18 protein-coding genes, 1 tRNA gene and 1 other annotated feature are annotated in these 22,399 nt (G+C 46.1%); of the genes, 15 read left to right on the forward strand and 4 right to left on the reverse strand.

Annotation, left to right across the window (positions count from 1 at the left end; all coding sequences use genetic code 11):
- Nucleotides 1–2: 2 nt before the first annotated feature.
- From hemB to LI091_RS00260, 3 genes are all read left to right on the forward strand, one after another.
- Nucleotides 3–986 carry a porphobilinogen synthase gene (gene hemB, locus LI091_RS00250; RefSeq protein WP_022426908.1) on the forward strand — a complete coding sequence of 328 codons (984 nt, stop codon included), beginning with the start codon at nt 3–5 and terminating at the stop codon, nt 984–986.
- Nucleotides 986–2,266, forward strand: a complete 1,281-nt coding sequence (gene hemL / locus LI091_RS00255; RefSeq protein WP_015525262.1) for a glutamate-1-semialdehyde 2,1-aminomutase — start codon at nt 986–988, stop codon at nt 2,264–2,266. Before hemB ends, hemL begins: the two co-directional genes overlap by 1 nt.
- A gap of 188 nt (nt 2,267–2,454) precedes the next feature.
- Nucleotides 2,455–3,537: a lactonase family protein gene (locus tag LI091_RS00260; RefSeq protein WP_015525261.1), complete on the forward strand. Its 1,083-nt coding sequence runs from the start codon at nt 2,455–2,457 to the stop codon at nt 3,535–3,537.
- 128 nt (nt 3,538–3,665) lie between these two features.
- Here the strand turns inward: LI091_RS00260 and aroC are convergent, their stop codons facing one another.
- Nucleotides 3,666–4,760 carry a chorismate synthase gene (gene aroC / locus LI091_RS00265; protein ID WP_022426905.1) on the reverse strand — a complete coding sequence of 365 codons (1,095 nt, stop codon included), beginning with the start codon at nt 4,758–4,760 and terminating at the stop codon, nt 3,666–3,668.
- 226 nt (nt 4,761–4,986) lie between these two features.
- Between aroC and LI091_RS00270 the strand changes: the two genes are divergently transcribed.
- From LI091_RS00270 to LI091_RS00285, 4 genes are read left to right on the forward strand one after another with little or no spacing between them, the layout of a single operon-like run.
- On the forward strand, nt 4,987–5,928 hold the full coding sequence (locus tag LI091_RS00270) for a magnesium transporter CorA family protein (protein ID WP_022426904.1): 942 nt from the start codon (nt 4,987–4,989) through the stop codon (nt 5,926–5,928).
- A gap of 30 nt (nt 5,929–5,958) precedes the next feature.
- On the forward strand, nt 5,959–6,849 hold the full coding sequence (locus LI091_RS00275) for a hypothetical protein (protein WP_059085913.1): 891 nt from the start codon (nt 5,959–5,961) through the stop codon (nt 6,847–6,849).
- 27 nt (nt 6,850–6,876) lie between these two features.
- Complete coding sequence (pyk, locus tag LI091_RS00280) at nt 6,877–8,313, forward strand: pyruvate kinase (protein WP_129975040.1); 1,437 nt, start codon at nt 6,877–6,879, stop codon at nt 8,311–8,313.
- A 52-nt stretch (nt 8,314–8,365) separates the two neighbouring features.
- Nucleotides 8,366–9,655 carry a diaminopimelate decarboxylase gene (locus LI091_RS00285; RefSeq protein ID WP_059085911.1) on the forward strand — a complete coding sequence of 430 codons (1,290 nt, stop codon included), beginning with the start codon at nt 8,366–8,368 and terminating at the stop codon, nt 9,653–9,655.
- A 126-nt stretch (nt 9,656–9,781) separates the two neighbouring features.
- Here the strand turns inward: LI091_RS00285 and LI091_RS00290 are convergent, their stop codons facing one another.
- Together LI091_RS00290 and LI091_RS00295 are read right to left on the reverse strand one after the other, a co-directional pair.
- On the reverse strand, nt 9,782–11,158 hold the full coding sequence (locus LI091_RS00290) for an MATE family efflux transporter (RefSeq protein WP_118608058.1): 1,377 nt from the start codon (nt 11,156–11,158) through the stop codon (nt 9,782–9,784).
- Between the two features lie 77 nt (nt 11,159–11,235).
- Nucleotides 11,236–11,317, reverse strand: a tRNA-Leu gene (locus LI091_RS00295).
- A gap of 221 nt (nt 11,318–11,538) precedes the next feature.
- Here LI091_RS00295 and ftsH point away from each other — a divergent pair.
- Nucleotides 11,539–13,404, forward strand: coding sequence for an ATP-dependent zinc metalloprotease FtsH (ftsH, locus tag LI091_RS00300; RefSeq protein ID WP_015525255.1), 1,866 nt, complete (start codon nt 11,539–11,541; stop codon nt 13,402–13,404).
- A gap of 267 nt (nt 13,405–13,671) precedes the next feature.
- Here ftsH and LI091_RS00305 read toward each other — a convergent pair whose 3' ends face one another.
- Nucleotides 13,672–14,541, reverse strand: coding sequence for a DegV family protein (locus tag LI091_RS00305; RefSeq protein WP_265190654.1), 870 nt, complete (start codon nt 14,539–14,541; stop codon nt 13,672–13,674).
- Between the two features lie 212 nt (nt 14,542–14,753).
- On the opposite strand from LI091_RS00305, the gene LI091_RS00310 reads away from it, so the two are divergent.
- From LI091_RS00310 to LI091_RS00340, 7 genes are all read left to right on the forward strand, one after another.
- Nucleotides 14,754–15,119 (forward strand): anti-sigma factor family protein, encoded by a 366-nt coding sequence (locus LI091_RS00310; protein ID WP_265190655.1) that lies wholly within the window; start codon nt 14,754–14,756, stop codon nt 15,117–15,119.
- A gap of 2 nt (nt 15,120–15,121) precedes the next feature.
- Nucleotides 15,122–17,761 (forward strand): DNA polymerase I, encoded by a 2,640-nt coding sequence (gene polA / locus LI091_RS00315; protein WP_265190656.1) that lies wholly within the window; start codon nt 15,122–15,124, stop codon nt 17,759–17,761.
- Nucleotides 17,762–18,361, forward strand: a complete 600-nt coding sequence (coaE, locus tag LI091_RS00320; RefSeq protein ID WP_265190657.1) for a dephospho-CoA kinase — start codon at nt 17,762–17,764, stop codon at nt 18,359–18,361.
- Nucleotides 18,348–19,145 (forward strand): MBL fold metallo-hydrolase, encoded by a 798-nt coding sequence (locus tag LI091_RS00325; protein WP_022427103.1) that lies wholly within the window; start codon nt 18,348–18,350, stop codon nt 19,143–19,145. The genes coaE and LI091_RS00325 overlap by 14 nt, the downstream gene beginning before the upstream one ends.
- A 13-nt stretch (nt 19,146–19,158) precedes the next feature.
- Nucleotides 19,159–19,431: an ACT domain-containing protein gene (locus LI091_RS00330; protein WP_015525249.1), complete on the forward strand. Its 273-nt coding sequence runs from the start codon at nt 19,159–19,161 to the stop codon at nt 19,429–19,431.
- Nucleotides 19,432–19,501: 70 nt separating this feature from the next.
- Nucleotides 19,502–20,866: a PFL family protein gene (locus tag LI091_RS00335; protein WP_015525248.1), complete on the forward strand. Its 1,365-nt coding sequence runs from the start codon at nt 19,502–19,504 to the stop codon at nt 20,864–20,866.
- Nucleotides 20,867–20,924: 58 nt separating this feature from the next.
- Nucleotides 20,925–21,175, forward strand: a binding site (T-box leader).
- A 132-nt stretch (nt 21,176–21,307) separates the two neighbouring features.
- Nucleotides 21,308–22,336: an ABC transporter substrate-binding protein gene (locus LI091_RS00340; protein ID WP_021652537.1), complete on the forward strand. Its 1,029-nt coding sequence runs from the start codon at nt 21,308–21,310 to the stop codon at nt 22,334–22,336.
- The last annotated feature ends 63 nt before the right edge of the window (nt 22,337–22,399 follow it).

The following is a 22,399-nucleotide window of genomic DNA, read 5'->3' on the forward strand; positions in this document are numbered from 1 at the left end:
TCATGGAACTGACAAAAAGACCAAGAAGATTAAGAGGTAGCGAAAACCTTCGTAAGATGGTACGTGAGACAAGAATGGATAAATCTTCTCTTATGTATCCTATGTTCGTAATGGAAGGAGAAAATAAGGAAGAAGAAATTCCGTCCATGACCGGGCAGTACCGTTACAGCCTGGACCGTCTTCCGTATAAACTGGAACAGCTTTCCAAAGCCGGTGTAGGCAGTGTGATGTTTTTTGGTATTCCTGACCATAAGGATGAAGTGGGCAGCGGTGCCTATGATCCGGAGGGGATCGTTCAGAGAGCTCTTCGCATTGCAAAAGAGAAATTTCCGGAGCTTTATTATGTAACAGATGTATGTATGTGTGAGTACACTTCCCATGGCCATTGCGGCGTTCTCTGCGGTCATGATGTGGACAATGACAAGACGCTGGAGCTTCTTGCAAAAACAGCACTTTCCCACGTGGAGGCAGGTGCAGATATGGTTGCTCCGTCTGATATGATGGATGGTCGTGTTGCAGCAATCCGTCAGTGTCTGGACAAGGCCGGACATTATACAACACCGATCATGTCCTATGCAGTAAAATATGCTTCTGCATTTTATGGCCCGTTCCGTGAGGCAGCAGATTCTGCTCCGTCTTTTGGGGACAGAAAAAGCTACCAGATGGATCCTCACAACAGCAGAGAAGGGCTGAAAGAGGCACTTGCAGATGTGGAAGAGGGTGCAGATATCATCATGGTAAAACCGGCTCTTGCATACCAGGACATGATCTGGCAGGTAAAGGAGATCACAAACGTTCCGGTTGCCGCATACAGTGTCAGTGGTGAGTATGCAATGGTAAAAGCAGCAGCTGCAAACGGCTGGATCGACGAAGAAAGGATCGTGGGTGAGATGGCTACAGGAGCATTCCGGTCCGGTGCGCAGATCTATCTTACCTATTATGCGGAGCTTCTGGCAAGACTTATGGATGAAGGGAGGATCGGCTGATGACAAGATCAGAACAGTTATTTGAGCGTGCGGTAAAAAGAATCCCGGGAGGCGTAAACAGCCCGGTAAGATCTTACGGAGCCATCGGTGAGGCACCTCGTTTTATTGAAAAAGCAGATAAATGCTACATCTATGATGTAGATGGAAACCGTTATGTGGATTACATTGATTCCTGGGGCCCGATGATCCTGGGACATAATTTCCCGGAGATCCGCGAGAGTGTGATCAAGGCCTGCGAAAATGGCCTGAGCTTTGGCTGTGCTACAGGAATCGAAGTAGAGATCGCAGAATTTATCTGTGAACATATTCCACATGTAGATATGATCCGTATGGTAAACTCAGGAACAGAAGCTGTTATGAGTGCCATCCGTGCAGCAAGAGGTTTTACCGGAAAAGACAAGATCATCAAATTTGCAGGTTGCTATCACGGACACAGTGACTGCCTTCTGGTAAGTGCCGGCTCCGGTGTCATGGCAAGTGGTATTCCGGATAGCGCCGGTGTTCCGAAGGGCTGTACACAGGATACCATGACGGCTACCTACAATGATGCCGCCAGTGTGGAAGCACTTCTCAAACAGGAAGAGGGAAATGTGGCAGCCGTGATCGTGGAGGCAGTAGGAGCAAACATGGGTGTGGTTCCTCCGAAACCAGGCTTCTTAAAGCGGCTTCGTGAGCTTTGCGATGAGCATAATTGTCTGCTGATCTTTGATGAAGTGATCACAGGCTTCCGACTTGCCTTTGGCGGAGCAGCAGAGTATTTTGGTATCCGTCCGGATCTTGTCACCTACGGGAAAATAATCGGCGCAGGAATGCCGGTAGGCGCTTATGGCGGACGTAAGGAGATCATGGATCTGATCTCACCGTGTGGTCCTGTATACCAGGCAGGTACCTTAAGCGGAAACCCGGTTGCCATGGCTGCAGGTTTCACACAGCTGAAATATCTCTATGAGCATCAGGAAATCTACAAAGATCTGGCTGCCAAAGGTGAGAAGCTTTACGGCGGCTTGAAGAAGATCGTGGAGGAAAAAGGTCTTCCATATCAGGTAAACTATGATTCTTCTCTGGCAAGTATTTTCTTTACAGACCAGGAGGTAAAAGACTATGTTTCTGCAAAAACATCCAACCTGGAGCTTTTTGCAAAATATTTCAAGGGAATGCTGAAACGAGGCATTCATCTTGCACCTTCCCAGTTTGAGGCGATGTTCCTTTCCACAGCGCATACAGATGAAGTAATTGATGAAACTCTGGAAGCAATGAGAGGCGCTTTGGGAGATCTGTAAAGAGGCGTAATGGATGCGCAGGAGCCGATTCATTTGCGTGGATTATGTGTGAACGCCATAGTGAACGGTAGCTTTGCATAAAAAATTGCACAAAAGATAACAGGATGGTAACTTGTTCTTGCAGAAGCTTTGTGATAAAATAAACACAAAAATACGTAACCAATGTAAAAAGCAGGAGGCCAGAACTTATGGGAAAAAAGAAGTACGTGGCTTACGTGGGAACATATACCCATGGAACCAGTAAGGGAATTCAGGTATACGATGTAGATGTAGAAAAAGGAACACTCACAGAACGAAGCGAAGTGGAAGTTAGCAATGCTTCTCATCTGGCAGTATCAAAAAACGGTAAATATCTGTATTCCATTGAGGATGAGGGTGTAGCTGTATTTGAAAGAGACAAGAACGGTGATCTTACCCGCCTCAACAGTGTGGATATCAACGGAATGCGAGGCTGCTATCTTGCAACAGATGTGGACGGAAGATATCTTTATGTGGCAGGGTACCATGATGGTAAGGTAACGGTTGTACATACACATAAAGACGGCCGTCTGGGAAGTGTTATGGACGGCGTTTTCCACAAGGGACTTGGAAGCGTGGCAGAGCGTAACTTCCGTCCGCATGTTAATTGTGTACGTCCGACACCGGATAATAAGTATCTCTGTGCGGTAGATAATGGTATCGATCAGGTTAAGATCTATCGTATCAATAAGAAGAAAGACAAACTGGAGCTGGTTGACATTCTTCGCTGCCCGAGAGAGAGCGGCCCTCGTATCATCCGCTTCAGTGATGACGGAAGATTTGCATATCTTCTTTTTGAGCTCAGCAATGAGGTGAAGGTATACAGCTATGACGGAAGCGGTAAGAACCCGGAGTTTCAGCTGCTTCAGAGCATTACCACTCTTGGAAAAGAGGATTCCAATGATGCGCTCCATAACGCAGCTTCCGGTATGTCTCTTTCTGCGGACGGTAAATATCTTTTCTGTACAACAGCAGGGGAAAATACTGTGACTATGTATGCAGTAGACCAGGAAACAGGCCTTCTGACCAAGAAATTTACACTTCCGATCAGTGGTGATTACCCGAAGGATCTTATGATCTTCCCGGATAACAAGCATATTGCTATTGCCAATCATGCCAGCAACAGTATTACCGTTTTCACTGTGGATTATGAAAAGAATATCATCATGATGAACGAAAAACCGAGAAAGATCGAGACACCGAACTGTATCCATATCTGGCCGGTACCGGATACATGGGAGCAGTTGGATTAAGAACAGGATTGATCAAAGTAAGTCTTGCACAGGCAGACAAAAACAGGCTCAGGGACGAGTAGGAACTTTCCCTGAGTCTGTTTTTTTGCGCATTTATATTTTTTTATCTGACAGGTCAAAATGTGAAATTACCGCTGATAAAATTCGTGGATACGATCCATCCGTGCACTCATATTGTTAAAAAGTGCATCTGTAATGGTAAGTGCTGCCATAGCTTCCACAACGACTACTGCACGCGGTACGATCACCGGATCATGCCGGCCCTTGATCTCAAGCTCCAGGTTTTCTCCGGTGTTGGTCACAGTAGACTGAGACTGACTGATGGAAGGAGTTGGTTTGATATGTGCACGGAGAATGATATCGCTGCCATCACTCATACCGCCCATAATACCACCTGCGTGGTTGGAAGTTTTGGAAATAATGCCGTCTTTTTGTACAAAACCGTCGTTGTCTTCGGAACCGGTAAGACGTGTCACGTTGATGCCGTCACCGATCTCAACAGCTTTTACAGCACCAATGGACATGATCGCATGAGCGAGGGTAGCATCCAGCTTGTCAAAAACCGTATCGCCCAGACCGGCAGGAACGTTTTTGATGCGGCATTCGATCACACCGCCGGCACTGTCCTGACTGTTCAGACATTGTTCGAGATAGGCAGATGCCTTTGCGGCTGCGTCGGCATCTGGCATGCAGAGTGCATTATTTCGGATCTCTTCTTCTGAGAAGGACCGGATCTCTACAGGACCGATGGATCTTGCGTAGGTAGTAAATGTAATGCCAAGTTCGTTTAACAGCTTGATGGCAATGGCACCGGCTGCCACACGTCCGGCGGTTTCTCTTCCGGAGGAGCGTCCACCTCCACGGTAATCACGGAATCCGTATTTCTGGTCAAAGGTAAAGTCTGCGTGACCGGGACGATAGGAGTATGCGATATTTCCGTAATCTCTGGAACGCTGATCTGTATTGCGGATCAGAAGAGAAATTGGAGTACCGGTAGTCTTTCCTTCAAAAACTCCGGAAAGGATCTCCACCAGATCTCCTTCCTTACGGGCAGTTGTATAACGGCTCTGACCGGGCTTTCTCCGGTCAAGAAAAACCTGGATATCTTCTTCGCAGAGAGAAAGACCTGCGGGACAGCCGTCGAGAACGGCACCGATAGCCTTGCCGTGAGATTCTCCCCAGGTGGTAACCACGAATTTTTTTCCGAATGATGACTGACTCATTTGTATAACTTCCTTTCGTTGGAATTCTGGAATCATTATATAGGAAGCCGGAAAAAATGTAAAGAACGTGGAAGGCAGAATGAATTTTTATGTAAAGATCATGTGAAATTATTTAAAAGCTCTTTTAAAAAGAAAAGGTATGAATTGACAAAGCTATTTTGACTATTTATAATAAAAAAGAATTTTGCCCTGGCAAAAGAAAAGCAAGAGAAGGGAAGTGGGAATCGTGGTAAGGATTTACAAGACAATAGACGGAGCCATCCACCAGATACAGGAACCGGAGGAAGGCTGCTGGATTGCGCTGACGAATCCGACGGCAACAGAGATTTTTGAATTTTCCGAGAAGTTTGATATAGAGGTTGACGATTTACGATCCCCTTTGGATGAGGAAGAACGGTCACGTATCGAAGTTGAGGATAATTATACACTGATCCTGGTTGATGTTCCTATGATCGAGGAACGTAATGACAAGGACTGGTATGGGACAATACCGCTTGGCATCATTGTGACGGGGTCTATGATCTTTACCATCTGTCTGGAGGACACACCGGTTCTTACCAGATTTATGGAGGGAAGAGTCCGGAGCTTTTTTACCTATATGAAGACCCGTTTTATCTTTCAGATCCTTTACAGAAATGCGAGCATGTACCTGCGTTATCTGCGTATCATTGACAAAAAAAGTGAGCAGGTGGAAGAAAAACTGCATCTTTCCACAAGAAATGAAGAGCTGATCGAGCTTCTGGAGCTGCAGAAATCCCTGACTTATTTTATCACATCACTCCGGTCCAATGAGGTTGTGCTGGAGAAGCTTCTGAAGATAGACAGCATCAAGAAATATCCGGAGGACACCGATCTTCTGGAGGATGTCATCACTGAGAATAAGCAGGCGATCGAAATGGCCAATGTGTACAGCGGTATCCTGAACGGAACTATGGATGCTTTTGCATCGATCATCTCCAATAATATGAATATCGTTATGAAGGTACTGGCGATCATTACTATTGTCATGAGTATTCCGACTATTGTGTTCAGTGCTTACGGAATGAATGTGGCTGGTTCCGGTATGCCCTTATCAAGGAGTCCATTGGGATTTCTGATCATTATCCTGATTTCTGTGGCAATCAGTGTTGTGGCAGCGATCATTCTTTCCAAGAAGCGATTTTTCTGATTTTCAAAAGTTTTCTGAAAGGAGATTTTAATGAAATTTATCGACAAACTGGAACGTAAATTCGGAAGATTCGGGGTTCCGAATCTGACTGTTTACATCATCGGATGTTATGTGCTGGGGTATTTTCTGGCTATGTTTGCTCCAGGAGTTTTGAATATGCTGAGTCTTGATATGTCCATGGTCATGAAGGGACAGATCTGGAGACTGGTGACATGGGTGATCTATCCGCCGTCCAGTGTGGGAGGAACCGGCAATCTTGTGATGTTCCTTCTCGCAATCTTTTTTTTCTATTATCCGATTGGTACTTCACTGGAACGTACCTGGGGAACTTTCCGGTACACATTGTATATTTTTTCAGGTGTTTTGTTTACTGTGATCGCAGCAGTGCTTTTACATGTATTTACAGGTGGTTATGTGGTGATGAACGGGATCGCCTATTCTCTTGGCGGAAATATTTTTACCACATATTATATCAGTCTTTCTATTTTCCTTGCCTATGCAGTCACATATCCGGATCTTCAGCTGCTTCTTATGTTTGTGATCCCGATCAGGATGAAATGGATGGCCTTTGTATACGGACTGTTCATTGCGTGGGATATCGTATCTTATCTTCGAGTCGGGCTTTGGGTAGGTGTAGTACCGATCGTAGCATCACTTTTAAACTTTGTGATCTTTTATTTCAGTACCCGTGATATGAACCGATACAATCCGAAGGAGATCCACAGGAGGCAGCAGTTTAAGAAGGCTGTGGCTCCTTCCAGAACAGGGTCCGGTCCGAATGGGATCGCCAAGCATAAATGTGCGATCTGCGGACGTACCGAAAAGGATGACCCAAACCTGGAGTTTCGTTTCTGCTCAAAGTGCAACGGAAATTATGAATATTGTCAGGATCATTTATTTACACATAAACACGTGCAGTAAAACGCACAAACGAAGGAGAACATTATTATGAAAAAAACTAAGATTATCTGTACACTTGGACCTGCCAGCAATAACAGGGAAACTCTGAAGGCTCTTATGGAGAATGGAATGGATATTGCCAGATTCAACTTTTCTCACGGAGATCACGAGGAGCAGAAGGGCCGTGTGGATATGATCAAGGAGCTTCGTGAGGAGCTTGATATGCCTATTGCCATGCTTCTTGACACAAAGGGCCCGGAGATCCGTACCAGACTTTTAAAGGACGGACAGAAGGTTAAGCTGGAAGCGGGAAAACAGTTTGTACTTGGAATTGGCGATTTTGAAGGCGACAGCACAAAGGTTGCTATCACATATGAGACACTTTACAAGGATGTAAAACCGGGAAACAGGATCCTCATTGATGATGGTCTGATCGAGTTGGCGGTTAAGGCGATCAAGGGAACCGATATTGTCTGTGATATCTTAAACGGTGGTGAGCTGGGAGAGAAGAAGGGTGTAAATGTTCCCTATGTAAAAGTAAATCTTCCGGGAATCACAGAGCAGGATAAGAAGGATATTATCTTTGGTATCGAGCAGAAATTTGATTTCATCGCGGCATCTTTTGTTCGTTCCGCAGAGGTGATCCGTGAGATCCGTAAGCTTCTGAATGATAATGGTGGAAAGGATATCGGTATTATCGCGAAGATCGAGAATGCAGAGGGTGTTGAGAATATTGATTCCATCATTGAAGCATCTGACGGTATCATGGTTGCCAGAGGAGATCTTGGTGTGGAGATTCCTGCAAGCCAGGTACCTCACATCCAGAAGGAGATCATCCGTAAGTGTAATGAACATTATACACCGGTTATCACAGCAACACAGATGCTTGATTCCATGATCCGTAATCCGCGTCCTACACGTGCAGAGGTAGCTGATGTTGCCAATGCGATCTACGACGGAACCGATGCGATCATGCTTTCCGGAGAGACAGCAGCTGGTAAATATCCGGTTGATGCTCTTAAGATGATGGCAGATATCGCAGAGATGACAGAGCCGCATCTGGATTATAAAGTGTTTATTGAACATCGTTCCATGGACGGAAGAGAGAAGATCTCCAGTGCAGTGGCACTTGCAACGGTGCGTACTGCAAAGAACCTGAAGGCGAACGCTATCGTAACACCGACAATGAGTGGAAATACAGCCAGACTGATCTCCAATTTCCGTCCGAAGGTTCCGATCTATGCGATCACACCAAACTCAACCATCCAGCATAAACTTCAGCTGATCTGGGGTGTAACACCTCTGAAAGGATATCAGAGAGATACCACGGACCATATCATGTCTCAGGCTATGAATGTTGTCCGCAGCCGTCATCTGATACATAAAGGAGACCTTGTTGTATTTACAGCAGGAGACCCTGCGACCAACATGACAAACGGTCGTGGTGCAGTGACAAATATGATGCACGTGATCGAGGCAGAATAAGACTGAGTTTTCTTCGGGAACAGCAGTCGGAAAAACAGGAGATGCAGTTATTATGAAAAAAGAACCATTTGTGACACTTGAGAAACTCAACGAAATTACTGAAAAGTTTCCGACACCCTTCCATCTCTATGATGAGAAGGGAATCCGTGAGAATGCAAAAGCCCTGAAAGAGGCCTTTGCATGGAACAAAGGATTCAAGGAATTTTTTGCGGTAAAGGCAACACCGAATCCATATCTGATCAATATTCTGCAGGAGTATGGCTGTGGCTGCGACTGCTCCTCAGAAACAGAGCTTATGATGGCCAAGGCAGTAGGCTGCAAAAAGGGCGATATCATGTTTTCTTCCAATGACACACCGGAGAAAGAGTTCAGATATGCAGATGAGATCGGTGGGATCATCAACCTTGATGACATCACACATATTGAGAGCGTAGAGAAAGCTCTCGGAAAAATCCCGGAAGTGATCAGCTGCCGTTACAATCCAGGTGGAGTATTTAAGATCAGTAACGGTATCATGGATAATCCCGGAGATGCAAAATACGGAATGACTACCGAGCAGATCTTTGACGCATTCCGTATCCTGAAATCCAAAGGTGCCAAAGAGTTTGGAATCCATGCATTCCTTGCAAGCAACACAGTGACCAATGATTATTATCCAATGCTTGCAAAGGTTATGTTTGAGCTTGCCGTGAAGCTTCAGAAGGAGACAGGTGCACACATTAAATTCATCAACCTTTCCGGTGGTATCGGAATTCCTTATAAACCGGATCAGGAGCCAAATGATATCCGTGTGATCGGTGAGGGTGTCCGCAAGGTTTATGAAGAAGTACTTGTTCCGGAAGGAATGGGTGATGTTGCGATCTATACAGAGCTTGGCCGTTTCATGATGGGACCGTATGGCTGCCTTGTCACAAAAGCAATCCATGAGAAGCATACACATAAAGAGTATATCGGCGTAGATGCCTGTGCAGTAAATCTGATGCGTCCGGCTATGTATGGTGCTTATCATCACATTACGGTTATGGGTAAGGAGAACGAGCCGTGCGATCATAAATATGATGTGACAGGTTCCCTCTGTGAGAATAATGATAAATTTGCCATTGACCGTATGCTTCCGAAAATCGACAAGGGAGATCTTCTTGTGATCCATGATACAGGTGCTCATGGTTTTGCAATGGGTTATAACTACAATGGTAAACTGAAATCTGCAGAGATCCTTCTTCATGAGGACGGCAGCTTTGAGATGATCCGTCGTGCCGAGACACCGAGAGATTATTTTGCAACCTTTGACTGCTTCCCTGTTTTTGAGAAACTTCTTCAGGATGAAGACGAACTGAAATAAAATAGCGGAAATATATAAAAACAGCCCTCTATGCATCTTGGTAATGATGCATAGAGGGCTGTTTTATGTTTAAGTATCTGGTAGGCATAAGATCGCGAGCAGGGCGGAAGGTGGTCAAATGCAGGGTTACTGCTTCCGGCTGCCGGAGATTTCTGCCAAGGCTTTTCTAAACTCAAAGAAAAACAGGATGGCAGTAAATGTAACGGCCAGGATATCCGCAACCGGCTCGGCCATATAAACTGCATTTGTCCGGTCAGCACGGAAAATATTGGGCAGGATATAGATCAGCGGGATGACCAGAATAAATTTCCGGACAATAGCCACAATGATGGAATCTTTGGCTCTGCCAAGGGAGATAAAGGTCATCTGGCAGGCAATCTGGATACCAAAGATAAACACAACTGCCATATAGATCCGGAGCGCTGTTTTTGTGAAAGCAAGTAATGTACTGTCCGAAGTAAACATTCCGGCAAAGATCTGCGGGAAGATCATAATGATCAGCCACAGGATCACGGAATAAGAAACACTTGTTTTTATAAGAAGCTTAAATGTAGAACGTACACGTTTTTCGTTACGTGCACCATAGTTGTAGCTGATGATAGGCTGTGCACCCTGACCAAGTCCCTGAAGAGGAAGCATGGCAAACTGCATGACGCTGGTAAGGATGGTCATGGCTCCTACGGCAACATCCCCGCCGTATTTTAAGAGGGAGGAGTTGTAGCAGACAGAGATAACGCTTTCACTGAGCTGCATGACAAAGAGAGAAGAGCCAAGAGCCATACAGGGCAGAATGATATCGGCTTTCAGTTTCATGGTGCTTTTCCGAAGCTTCAGGAAGGTCTTTTTTCCAAAGAGGAAGGAGAGGACCCAGATGCAGGAAAATGCCTGGGAGATCACTGTTGCCAGAGCAGCGCCCCGGACACCCATGTGGAATCCGAAAATAAAAACCGGATCCAGAATAATGTTGGAGATCGCACCGATCAATACGGAGAGCATTCCGGTTTTTGCGAATCCCTGGGCTGTGATGAAATTATTCATGCCAAGAGTCAGCTGTACAAAGATAGTTCCTACTGCATAGATATTCATGTAACCCACCGCATAGTCGATGGTGTTTGCACTGGCGCCGAATGCAAGGAGAAGGCTGCGGTTTCCGAGAAACAGGATAACAGTCAGGATCAGGGAGATGATGATCTGCATGGTGAAGCAGTTTCCGAGAGTCTGTTCGGCTTTCGACGTGTCATTTTTACCCATAAAGATGCTGGCTCTGGGAGCGCCTCCGTTTCCGACAAGAGCAGCGAAGGCAGATACGACCATAATAAGCGGCATACATACACCTACACCGGTAAGGGCAAGAGCACCCTCTCCGGGAATATGACCAATATAGATACGATCGACGATATTGTAGAGCATATTGATGAGCTGTGCGGCAACGGTAGGAAGTGCAAGCTGCAGAAGAAGCTTTCCGACAGACTCGGTTCCTAAAAAGCTTTTGTCTTTTTCCATTTTTTTATTCCTTTCGTGTTTTTTGATAGTATATAATAAAGACCTGACAGATTTCTCCGTCAGGTCTTTTATGCGAATGCCGCTGGCCGGACTCGAACCGGCACGGATCGCTCCGCTTGATTTTGAGTCAAGTGCGTCTGCCAATTCCGCCACAGCGGCATAACCATTTATTATAATAGCACAGTATCAGGTGGCTTGCAAGGATTTTTTCAGAATAAAGGTATTATTTGGAAATATTTTTAATTCTAAAAAGTTTATGAAATCGGATGAGGCATCCTTGAAATTGACTGAAAAAAGTGGTAGAGTGTACTACAAGGCTGTACCACTTGATATAGCACTGTGGATATAGCAATATACTATAAGATAACGGAGGAGACTGCATGAATCTGAATTCAAAAAAACCAGAGAAGCGGCCACTGTATGTATATTACATTATTGCGGTCGTAATTATTGTTCTGCTGAATGTTTTTGCTCTTCCTGCTCTTTCTGAGAGAAGTGTAAAAGAGACCGATTACACCACCTTCCTGAAAGCTGTAGACAGAGGAAAAGTATATGAAGCAACTATTAATTCTGATTATATCTATTATACGATGAAGGTAGATGGAAATGATGTCTATTGTAAGACGGTATCTGTAGAGGATCAGGATCTTGTATCCCATCTTTACGATGCGGGCGTAAGTATAGAGGGTACTGCACCTCAGAGACAGTCCCTGCTTTTATCTCTGATCCTGGGATATGTACTCCCGATCGCAATTTTTATTCTCCTGGGACGCTGGCTCAGCAAGAAGATGATGAGTTCCATGGGAAACGGAGGACCGGGAGGAATGATGTCCTTTGGCAAAAGCAATGCCAAGGTTTATGTGAAATCCTCTACGGGAATCAAATTTTCAGATGTTGCCGGTGAGGATGAAGCCAAGGAGCTTTTGACGGAAATTGTAGATTTCCTTCATAATCCGGAGAAATACAGAGAGATCGGTGCTTCCATGCCGAAGGGTGCCCTTCTTGTAGGCCCTCCCGGAACCGGTAAAACTCTTCTTGCCAAGGCAGTTGCCGGTGAGGCGGAGGTTCCGTTTTTCTCAATTTCCGGTTCGGAATTTGTGGAGATGTTTGTGGGTATGGGTGCTGCCAAGGTCCGTGATCTTTTTAAACAGGCCAATGAGAAGGCACCATGTATCGTATTTATTGATGAGATCGATACCATCGGCAAGAAACGTGACGGCTCCGGAATGGGCGGCGGAAACGATGAGCGTGAGCAGACACTGAACCAGCTTTTGACAGAGATGGACGGTTTTGACGGTTCCAAGGGTGTTGTGATCCTGGCAGCTACCAACCGACCGGATTCCCTTGACCCTGCACTTCTTCGTCCGGGACGTTTTGACAGAAGGATCCCGGTTGAGCTTCCGGATCTTCAGGGGCGTGAGGAAATCCTGAAGGTTCATGCCAAGAAGATCAAAATTGCGGATACAGTCCGGTTTGATGAAATTGCCAAGGCGGCAGTCGGTGCCTCCGGTGCGGAGCTTGCTAATATTGTCAACGAGGCAGCTCTCCGTGCAGTCCGCGACGGACGGAAATTTGCCACACAGGCGGATTTTGAAGAAAGCATCGAAGTTGTTATTGCCGGATATCAGAAAAAGAACCGTGTACTTTCCAATAAGGAAAAGCTGATCGTTTCCTATCATGAGGTTGGTCATGCACTGGTTGCTGCCAAGCAGACAGATTCTGCACCGGTCCATAAGATCACGATCATTCCACGTACCTCCGGTGCACTGGGATATACCATGCAGGTAGATGAGCAGGAACATTTCCTGATGACTAAGGAAGAACTGGAGAATAAGATCGCTACATTTACAGGCGGCCGTGCAGCGGAAGAGCTGATCTTCCATTCCATTACTACCGGTGCCTCCAATGATATTGAGCAGGCGACCAAGATTGCCAGAGCGATGATCAGCAGGTATGGTATGAGTGATGATTTTGACATGGTTGCCATGGAAAATGTAAGCAATCAGTATCTTGGCGGAGATGCAAGTCTAACCTGTTCCTTTGAGACGCAGACGCTTTTGGATAAGAAGGTTGTGGAGCTTGTAAGACGGGAGCATGAAAAGGCTACGAAGATCCTGACGGATAATATCGGAAAGCTCCATGAGATTGCCAAGTATCTGTATGAGCATGAGACGATCACCGGTGAGGAGTTTATGAAGATCTTGAATGAAGCGCCGGTGGAGATTGAGAATACACAGGAAAATTAAATATGTTGGCGGGAGGGACGCCGAAGGGAATACTTCTGTATGGTCTTCGGCTTCCGTTGGGCGTTAGTTCTAAGGCCCTGAAAATCTGCTAAAACCATTAAAAAAAGTTCGGAACTCGCGGCTTGTTGCCGCTCAGACAGCCGAACTTTTTTTAATAACGCAGATTTCCAGAACCTAAGAACTAGCAGCCCTCCTCCAGAGACAGAGCCATACAGAAGTATTCCCTCCGGCTGTGCTCTGGCCATGTGGATTGCTTCTGACTAGTCTTTACCATATTTCCGGGTGTACCTTGGAACAGGTGAGTGCCAGACTTCCGGGGCCGATGTGGCAGGAGACGCTCAGGGAGAGAGGGAAGATGTTGACTTCACCGATATTCGGGAAGGTGGTGAGGACTTCTTTCCGGAATTCTTCGGCTGCTTCCAGGTTGTGGGAGTGGATGACATCCAGGTTGATCTTTTCTCCAAAGCGGTCTGCAATGTCATCTTTGATGGCTTTAGTCATAGTGTTTTTTGCCTGGGTCATGGTGCGGGCCTTGGAGAAGGCGTCCAGCTTTTCGCCCTGGATCTGCAGAACCGGTTTCAGACGGAGCATGGTTCCGATGGCTGCAGCTGCAGGCGTGATGCGGCCGCCCTGTTTCAGGTACTTCAGAGTAGCTACAGTGATATAGATGCTGGAGTCGAAGCGGGTTTCTTCCAGCCAGGTTCCAATTTCATCGGCAGAGAGACCGTTTTTAGCCTGCTGGATAGCCTCAATGGCAGAGTAACGTAAGGTTCCGGAGATCCTCTGGTTGTTTACGACACGTACACGATCATCATAGTCTTCTGCAAGCATGCGGGCAGTCTGCATGGAACTGGAGAGACCGCTGGACATGGGGATATGTACGATTTCGTCGTAGTCTTTGAGCAGCTTGTCCCAGAGGGTAGTGACGGATTCCGGTGTGGGCTGGGATGTGGAAACTCTGCAGCTTGGATTTTGTTCAAGATGCTGAAAGAACTCTGATTGGTTCATGTCAATGTCTTCCAGATATTCCTTATCATCTATAAAAAACGGCATTGGAAGCATGTAGATGCCAAGGTCTTTTACTTGAGCGGGAGACATGCCGCAGTTACTGTCTGTAACGATTGCTATAGATTTCATAATGGTGATCCTCCTTGCCTGGATTTTCATATTTGGTCAGTTTTTCTGTTTTCTGACCGGGATATCTCAAGTATACCACAGGAAACCGCCCTTGTCATTCAACGTTTAATTCGCTATAATGGTATAACATTCTGGGAAATATGTCCCCAGTCTGGGGCAAATTGTGAAGCGGGATCTCAGAAGAGGCTTATCATATGGGAGGATCCGCTGCTTTGAAAGAGAGGGAAAATATGAACTGTCGTATTGCAGAGGGAATGGTTAATAAATATATCGATCATACGTTGCCGTTGAATGATCTGGAGGATTTTCTGGAGCATATTGAGAAGTGTTCCTCCTGCTACGATGAGCTTGCCACATATTTCATTGTACATAAGGCCATGCAGCAGCTGGATGAGAAACAGGAAGATACTGTTCTGGATTTTAAGGAGCTTCTGGAAGAGGATATCCGAAAATCCAGAAGGTATATCCGAAAAAAGAAATTTCACAGAGCGATCGCTGCAGTGGCAGTCTGCGTTCTGATCGCGGCACTGGTGGTCTTTCTTGTTTTTGTGATCCTGGAACTGAAGGAGGGAATTTGATTTTGAGTGAAAAAATATTACTGATCGATGGTCACAGCATCCTGAACCGTGCGTTTTATGGTCTGCCGGATCTTACCAATGCAGAAGGACGTCATACAGGAGCGGTATATGGATTTCTGAATATTATGTTCAGGATCATGGAGGAAGAGAAGCCGGAGTATCTTACCGTTGCATTTGATCTGAGTGCACCTACGTTCCGGCATAAGAGATATGAAGCCTATAAAGGTACCCGAAAACCCATGCCGGAGGAGCTTCGGGAACAGGTTCCGCTGATCAAGGAGATGCTTTCAGCCATGGGAATCAACATCATGTCCCTGGAAGGCTATGAAGCAGATGATCTTCTTGGTACGGTCGCCAGAAGAAGTGAAGCAAAGGGTATGGATGTTACCATTCTTTCCGGAGACCGTGATCTTCTTCAGCTTGCCACAGATAAGGTGCTGATCCGGCTTCCGAAGACTGTCCGGGGAAAGACAACCATTGAAAACTACCATACAGTGGAAGTTCTTGAGAAATATCAGGTAACGCCGCCGCAGATCATAGAGCTGAAAGCGCTGATGGGCGACAGCTCTGATAATATTCCGGGAATCCCGGGCGTTGGAGAGAAAACCGCGACCAAGATGGTCGTGCAGTTCGGTTCCATTGAGAATGCTTATGAGCATCTGGAAGAGGTAAAGCCTAATAAGGCGAAAGAATCTCTCCGCGAGCATTATGATCTGGCACAGCTTTCCAAAGAGCTTGCAACCATCAACACAGATAGTCCGCTGGAATTTTCCTACGAAAAAGCGAAAGTGGAAAATCCCTATACTCCGGAGGCATATGAATTGTGTAAACGCCTGGAATTTAAGAACATGCTGAACCGTTTTGATCCGGCTACGACAGCAGATTCCTCCATGGAACTGGAATTTTTTACCTGTAATGATCTTTCCGGTGTAGAGGCACTGTTTGAAAAAGCAGCGCAGAAAGATCAGGTGGGTATTTCTGTTCTTGCAGATCCGGATCAGGTGTATACCGTGGGATTGGTCCTGGATGAAAAAGAAATCTATCAGATTCCGGTAGGAGGACTTCTCACAGGGGATTACCTTTGCGGAAAACTGAAAACTCTGGCGGACAGTACGGTGCTCTGTGCTATGGATATTAAATCAGTTCTCAAACATGTTTCCCTTGATGATCCGAAGAAGGTTTTTGATGCGGGGGTTGCTGCATATCTTCTGAACCCGCTGAAATCTTCCTATTCCCATGATGACATCGCCAGAGAATATCTGGATGGTATGATGCTCCCCTCAAAGGAAGACCTTCTTGGAAAGACTTCTCTGAAAAAGGCCTGGGAAGAGGAACAGGAATGCCTTGGAAATTATGCCTGCTATCAGGCGTTTGTGCCCTGCATGGCCCGAAAGGTTCTTCTTGAAAAACTGGATGAAACAGGCATGCGTAAGGTTTATGATGAGATCGAGCTTCCTCTTGTCTTTACCCTGGACTCCATGGAAAAATGGGGGATTTCCGTTAAGGGTGAAGAGCTTAAGAGCTATGGTGAAAAACTTAAAGTCCGTATCCAGGAGCTGGAAAAAACCATCTGGCAGGAAGCAGGGGAGGAGTTTAATATCAATTCCCCGAAACAGCTGGGTGTGATCCTTTTTGAAAAGCTGGGACTTCCAGGTGGAAAGAAGACCAAGACCGGCTATTCCACAGCGGCGGATATCCTGGATAAGCTGGCGCCGGATCATGCCATCGTAAAAGATATCCTGGAGTACCGCCAGCTGACCAAGCTGAAATCCACTTATGCAGATGGTCTCGGAAATGTGATCGGAGAAGATGGAAGGATCCACTCTACTTTTAATCAGACGATCACAGCAACCGGTCGTATCAGCAGTACAGATCCGAATCTTCAAAACATACCGGTCCGCATGGAGCTGGGAAGGCTGATCCGTAAGGTTTTTGTGCCGGAAGAGGGATTTGTATTTCTAGATGCCGATTATTCCCAGATCGAGCTTCGTGTGCTGGCACATATGTCCGGTGATGAAAAACTGATCCAGGCTTATCGTGAGGCGGAGGATATCCACCGGCTCACCGCATCCCAGGTGTTTCATGTGCCGCTGGATGAAGTGACATCTCTTCAGCGAAGAAATGCCAAGGCGGTAAATTTCGGAATCGTTTATGGGATCAGTTCCTTTGGACTGAGCCAGGATCTGAGTATTACCAGAAAAGAGGCATCTGCCTATATTGAGAAATATTTCGAGACCTATCCGAAGATCAAGGGCTTTCTGGACGGTCTGGTAAAGGATGGCAAGGAACACGGTTATGTGACAACTATGTTCGGCAGACGAAGGCCCGTGCCGGAGCTGAGATCCAGTAATTTCATGCAGCGCTCCTTCGGAGAACGTGTAGCCATGAACTCTCCGATCCAGGGTACTGCAGCAGATATCATCAAAATAGCCATGAACCATGTTTATGAACGAATGAAAAAAGAGGGACTGCGTTCAAGACTGGTGCTGCAGGTTCACGATGAGCTTCTGATCGAGACAAAGAAAGAAGAGATCGAGGAAGTTTCCCGTATTCTGGAAGAAGAGATGAAGGGAGCTGCAGACCTTGCAGTGGAACTTGACGTAGATATGCACCAGGGTGACAGCTGGTATGAGGCGAAATAAATGAGAGTGATCGGAGTAACCGGCGGAGTAGGGGCCGGAAAAAGTACAGTACTTGAAATCCTGGAAGAAGATTTCCAGGCATATGTGATCCAGGCAGACCAGCTTGGTCACATTCTGATGGAACCGGGGGAAGAATGTTACGATGCGGTGATCGCATTGTTTGGAAAAGAAATCATAAAAAAAGATAAAACTATTGACCGGAGACGGATTTCTGATGTAGTATTCACAGATAAGGATATGCTTTTGAAATTAAACGGGATCATCCATCCGGCTGTAAAGCAGAGAATCCTAGATCTTCTTGGAGAACAGAAGGAAGCCGGAAGAGAGATCTGTGTTGTGGAAGCTGCTCTTTTTCTGGAAGAGAATTATCAGGAATTCTGTGATGAAGTCTGGTATGTGTATACAGAGGAGGAAATCCGGATCCGTCGTCTGATGGAAAGCCGTGGTTATTCCAGAGAGAAATCTCTTGGCATTATCCGAAATCAGGTATCTGACCAGGTTTTCAGAGAACATACGGATTATGTGATCGAGAATAATGGAGATCTGAAGGGTACCCGGAGACAGATCAGAGAAGGGATAGAGAGAAATGAGACTTTGTAGTATTGCCAGCGGAAGCAGCGGCAACTGTATTTATGTGGGATCTGAGGAGGCACATGTTCTGGTAGATGTGGGGATCAGCGGGAAGAGTATCGAAAAAGGCCTGAATTCCCTGGATCTTACCGGAAAAGATGTGGACGGTATCCTGATCACACATGAACATTCCGACCATATCAAGGGACTGGGAGTGATCTCCAGAAAATACGGAATTCCCATCTATACCACAGGTGGAACCGCAGATGCCATGCTTCGTATGAAATCCCTTGGAAAAATGCCGGAGGGACTGATCCACGAGATCCGGGAGGATGAGCCTTTTGAGATCAAGGACCTGACGGTAAATCCTTTTACCATTCCCCATGATGCTGCACAGCCGGTGGGTTACCGCCTGGAATGTGGAGAGCATTCTGTGGGCATTGCCACGGACCTTGGAAAATATAATGATTACATTGTAAAAAATCTGGAGAATCTGGATGCGGTGCTTTTGGAAGCAAATCATGACATCCGCATGCTTCAGGTTGGAAAATACCCTTATTATCTCAAACAGAGGATTCTGGGAGACCGTGGGCATCTCTCCAATGAGAATGCAGGACGTCTGCTCTGTCGGATCCTCCATGATAATTTGAAGGCGGTTTTTCTTGGCCATTTAAGCAGAGAAAACAACTATGAAGAACTTGCCTACGAGACTGTGTGCTCGGAGGTGACACTTGGTGACAACCCGTACCGTTCCAGGGATTTTAAGATCCAGGTAGCGAAGAGGGATCACATATCAGAAATAATCACAGTGTAGAAAGGAAAAAACGATGAAGAAGACAATTATCACAGTAGTAGGAAATGACACAGTAGGAATTATTGCAAAGGTTTGTACATATCTTGCAGAGAATCAGGTTAATATTCTGGATATTTCTCAGACCATCGTTCAGGGTTACTTCAACATGATGATGATCGCAGACACAGCAAAATGTGAAAAGGATGGCGGTGAACTTGCAAAAGAGCTTGAAAATCTGGGCAAGGAGATCGGTGTTGTGATCCACTGCCAGCATGAAGATATTTTTAACATGATGCATCGAGTATGATCAAGCAGCGAATGCGGATTGCCAATGCATATGATATCTACTTTACATCAATCATCAGGGAGAAAATAAAATGATCAATATTTTTGAGGTAAACGAGACAAATAAAATGATCGAGCAGGAGAATCTGGATGTGCGTACCATCACCATGGGGATCAGCCTTCTGGACTGTATCGATCCTGACCTGGATGCACTGAATCAGAAAATATACGAAAAGATCACCACAAAGGCCAGAAATCTGGTAGCTACCGGTGATGAGATCGCAACCGAGTACGGTATCCCGGTTGTAAATAAACGAATTTCCGTAACACCCATTGCTCTGGTTGGCGGGGCTGCATGTAAGAAACCGGAGGATTTTGTGACCATCGCAAGAACGCTGGATAAATGTGCCAAGGAAGTTGGCGTTAACTTTATCGGCGGATATTCTGCACTGGTAAGCAAAGGAATGACTCCGGCAGAGGAGCTTCTTATCCGCTCCATTCCTCAGGCAATGGCAGAAACAGAGCGCGTCTGCAGTTCTGTAAACGTTGGTTCCACCAAGACCGGTATCAACATGGATGCCGTAAAGCTGATGGGCGAGATCATCCTCGCAACAGCAGAGGCTACTAAGGACCAGGATTCTCTTGGATGTGCCAAGCTGGTAGTATTCTGTAACGCACCGGATGATAACCCGTTTATGGCAGGCGCGTTCCACGGTGTCACAGAGGCGGATTGCATCATCAACGTAGGTGTCAGTGGCCCTGGCGTTGTAAAGAAAGCTCTGGAGCAGGTTCGTGGCGAGGACTTCGGAACTCTCTGCGAGATGATCAAACGTACCGCATTCAAAGTTACACGAGTTGGACAGCTGGTTGCACGTGAGGCATCCAAACGTCTTGACGTGCCGTTTGGTATTGTGGATCTTTCTCTTGCACCGACACCGGCTATCGGTGATTCCGTAGCTGAGATCCTGGAAGAGATCGGCCTTGAGAGAGCCGGTGCACCTGGAACAACTGCAGCGCTTGCACTTCTCAACGACCAGGTGAAGAAAGGCGGCGTTATGGCAGCAGCTGCTGTGGGCGGATTAAGTGGTGCCTTTATTCCTGTCAGCGAGGATCAGGGAATGATCGATGCGGTAAACGAGGGAGCTCTTACTCTGGAGAAGCTGGAAGCCATGACCTGTGTATGCTCTGTTGGTCTGGATATGATCGCAGTTCCGGGAGATACCAAGGCGACTACACTGGCAGGTATCATCGCAGATGAGTCTGCCATCGGTATGGTAAATCAGAAGACAACTGCAGTACGTCTCATCCCGGTTATCGGTAAGGGTGTGGGCGAAACGGTTGAGTTCGGAGGTCTTCTTGGCTATGCTCCGATCATGCCAGTAAATTCCTTCTCCTGTGATGCATTTGTACAGAGAGGTGGAAGGATCCCGGCACCAATCCACAGCTTTAAGAATTAATTTTATTTTTGGACTTGACAGACTCACGTTGATGTGCTAAAGTAAACACAACTTAAAAAACAAACCAGTGAGAAAGAGAAGTAAACATTTCAGGAAGCTTCACAGAGAGCGGTGATGGTGGAAATCCGCAGGGGACCAGATGTTGAATGGACTTTCGAGGGCGGCCCGAACTATTTATCTGTACAGTAGGCGCCGACGGGAACCGAACCCGTTACCAATGAGGAGTGTATGTTAGTACACCGGAAAGTGGACGATTCGTCAATTTGAGTGGTACCGCGATAATAAAGAACTTTTATTACCGTCTCAAGCATGATATAAGCTTGGGACGGTTTTTGTGTTACAGGAAAAGCGATTCTGTTGCATGAAAGTTGTTCCGGAAAAGCAGACCGCAAGGTGTACAAAAGGTAATCATAAGCGGAAATAAGAAGGGAGAACAAAACCATGAAAAAAAGAATGTTAGTGATCGCAGCAGCAGTAGCAGCAACAACTATGATGATGACAAGCCCGGTTATGGCGGAGGATTTTAAAGTGGGCATCTGCAATTATGTAGATGATGCTTCCCTGAACCAGATCGTAGACAACATCCAGTCCCGTCTGGAGGAGCTTGGCAAAGAAAAGGGTGTCACATTTGATGTGTCTTATGATAACTGTAATGCAGATGCCAGTGTTATGGAACAGATCATTTCAGATTTTCAGGCGGATAAGGTTGACCTGATGGTTGGTGTGGCTACACCGGTGGCAATGCGTATGCAGTCCGCTACAGAGGGAAGCGATACACCGGTTGTTTTCTCCGCAGTATCTGATCCGGTTGGCTCCGGTCTTGTAGATTCTCTGGATGCTCCTGGTGCAAATATCACAGGAACCAGCGATTACCTGGATACTTCTTCTATCATGAAGCTGATCCAGGCACAGAATCCGGATGTAAAGAAGATCGGTCTTCTCTATGATGTCGGACAGGATTCCTCCACAACAGCGATCCAGGAAGCAAAAGATTATCTGGATAAAGAGGGAATCGAATATGTAGAGCGTACCGGAACCACTACCGATGAAGTCCAGCTCGCAGCAGATGCACTGATCGCTGACGGTGTGGATGCCGTATTTACACCTACGGACAACACCATCATGACAGCAGAGCTTTCTATTTATGAAAAATTCATCGACGCAGGAATCCCGCACTACACAGGTGCCGACTCCTTTGCATTAAATGGTGCCTTTGTAGGATATGGTGTTGATTATGCAAATCTGGGACAGAAAACAGCCGATATGATCGCTGACATCCTGATAGATAATGCGGATCCGTCTAAGACAGCTGTTGAAACCTTTGACAATGGTACTGCAACAGTTAATACAGAAACCTGCAAGGCACTTGGACTTGATTTCGATACCGTAAAGAAGGCATTTGAGCCTCTCTGCACACAGGTAAATGAGATCACAACTGCAGAAAGCTTTGATGAAGTAGAATCAAAATAAATTAACCGCTCACTTTTGTGAGCAGTTATGAAATAAATCCAATTGGAGGAAATCACTGTGACG

Source organism: Blautia sp. MSK20_18 (assembly GCF_020553125.1).
Lineage (GTDB): Bacteria > Bacillota > Clostridia > Lachnospirales > Lachnospiraceae > Blautia_A > Blautia_A fusiformis.

Bases quoted from the DNA above. Each gene is read 5' to 3' on its own strand.
- coaE (WP_265190657.1), top strand. From the start codon at position 17,762: ATGAGAGTGATCGGAGTAACCGGCGGAGTAGGGGCCGGAAAAAGTACA.
- LI091_RS00325 (WP_022427103.1), top strand. From the start codon at position 18,348: ATGAGACTTTGTAGTATTGCCAGCGGAAGCAGCGGCAACTGTATTTAT.
- LI091_RS00305 (WP_265190654.1), bottom strand. From the start codon at position 14,541: ATGAAATCTATAGCAATCGTTACAGACAGTAACTGCGGCATGTCTCCC.
- LI091_RS00335 (WP_015525248.1), top strand. From the start codon at position 19,502: ATGATCAATATTTTTGAGGTAAACGAGACAAATAAAATGATCGAGCAG.
- ftsH (WP_015525255.1), top strand. From the start codon at position 11,539: ATGAATCTGAATTCAAAAAAACCAGAGAAGCGGCCACTGTATGTATAT.
- LI091_RS00260 (WP_015525261.1), top strand. From the start codon at position 2,455: ATGGGAAAAAAGAAGTACGTGGCTTACGTGGGAACATATACCCATGGA.
- LI091_RS00330 (WP_015525249.1), top strand. From the start codon at position 19,159: ATGAAGAAGACAATTATCACAGTAGTAGGAAATGACACAGTAGGAATT.
- LI091_RS00340 (WP_021652537.1), top strand. From the start codon at position 21,308: ATGAAAAAAAGAATGTTAGTGATCGCAGCAGCAGTAGCAGCAACAACT.
- pyk (WP_129975040.1), top strand. From the start codon at position 6,877: ATGAAAAAAACTAAGATTATCTGTACACTTGGACCTGCCAGCAATAAC.
- hemL (WP_015525262.1), top strand. From the start codon at position 986: ATGACAAGATCAGAACAGTTATTTGAGCGTGCGGTAAAAAGAATCCCG.
- LI091_RS00275 (WP_059085913.1), top strand. From the start codon at position 5,959: ATGAAATTTATCGACAAACTGGAACGTAAATTCGGAAGATTCGGGGTT.
- hemB (WP_022426908.1), top strand. From the start codon at position 3: ATGGAACTGACAAAAAGACCAAGAAGATTAAGAGGTAGCGAAAACCTT.
- aroC (WP_022426905.1), bottom strand. From the start codon at position 4,760: ATGAGTCAGTCATCATTCGGAAAAAAATTCGTGGTTACCACCTGGGGA.
- LI091_RS00290 (WP_118608058.1), bottom strand. From the start codon at position 11,158: ATGGAAAAAGACAAAAGCTTTTTAGGAACCGAGTCTGTCGGAAAGCTT.
- LI091_RS00285 (WP_059085911.1), top strand. From the start codon at position 8,366: ATGAAAAAAGAACCATTTGTGACACTTGAGAAACTCAACGAAATTACT.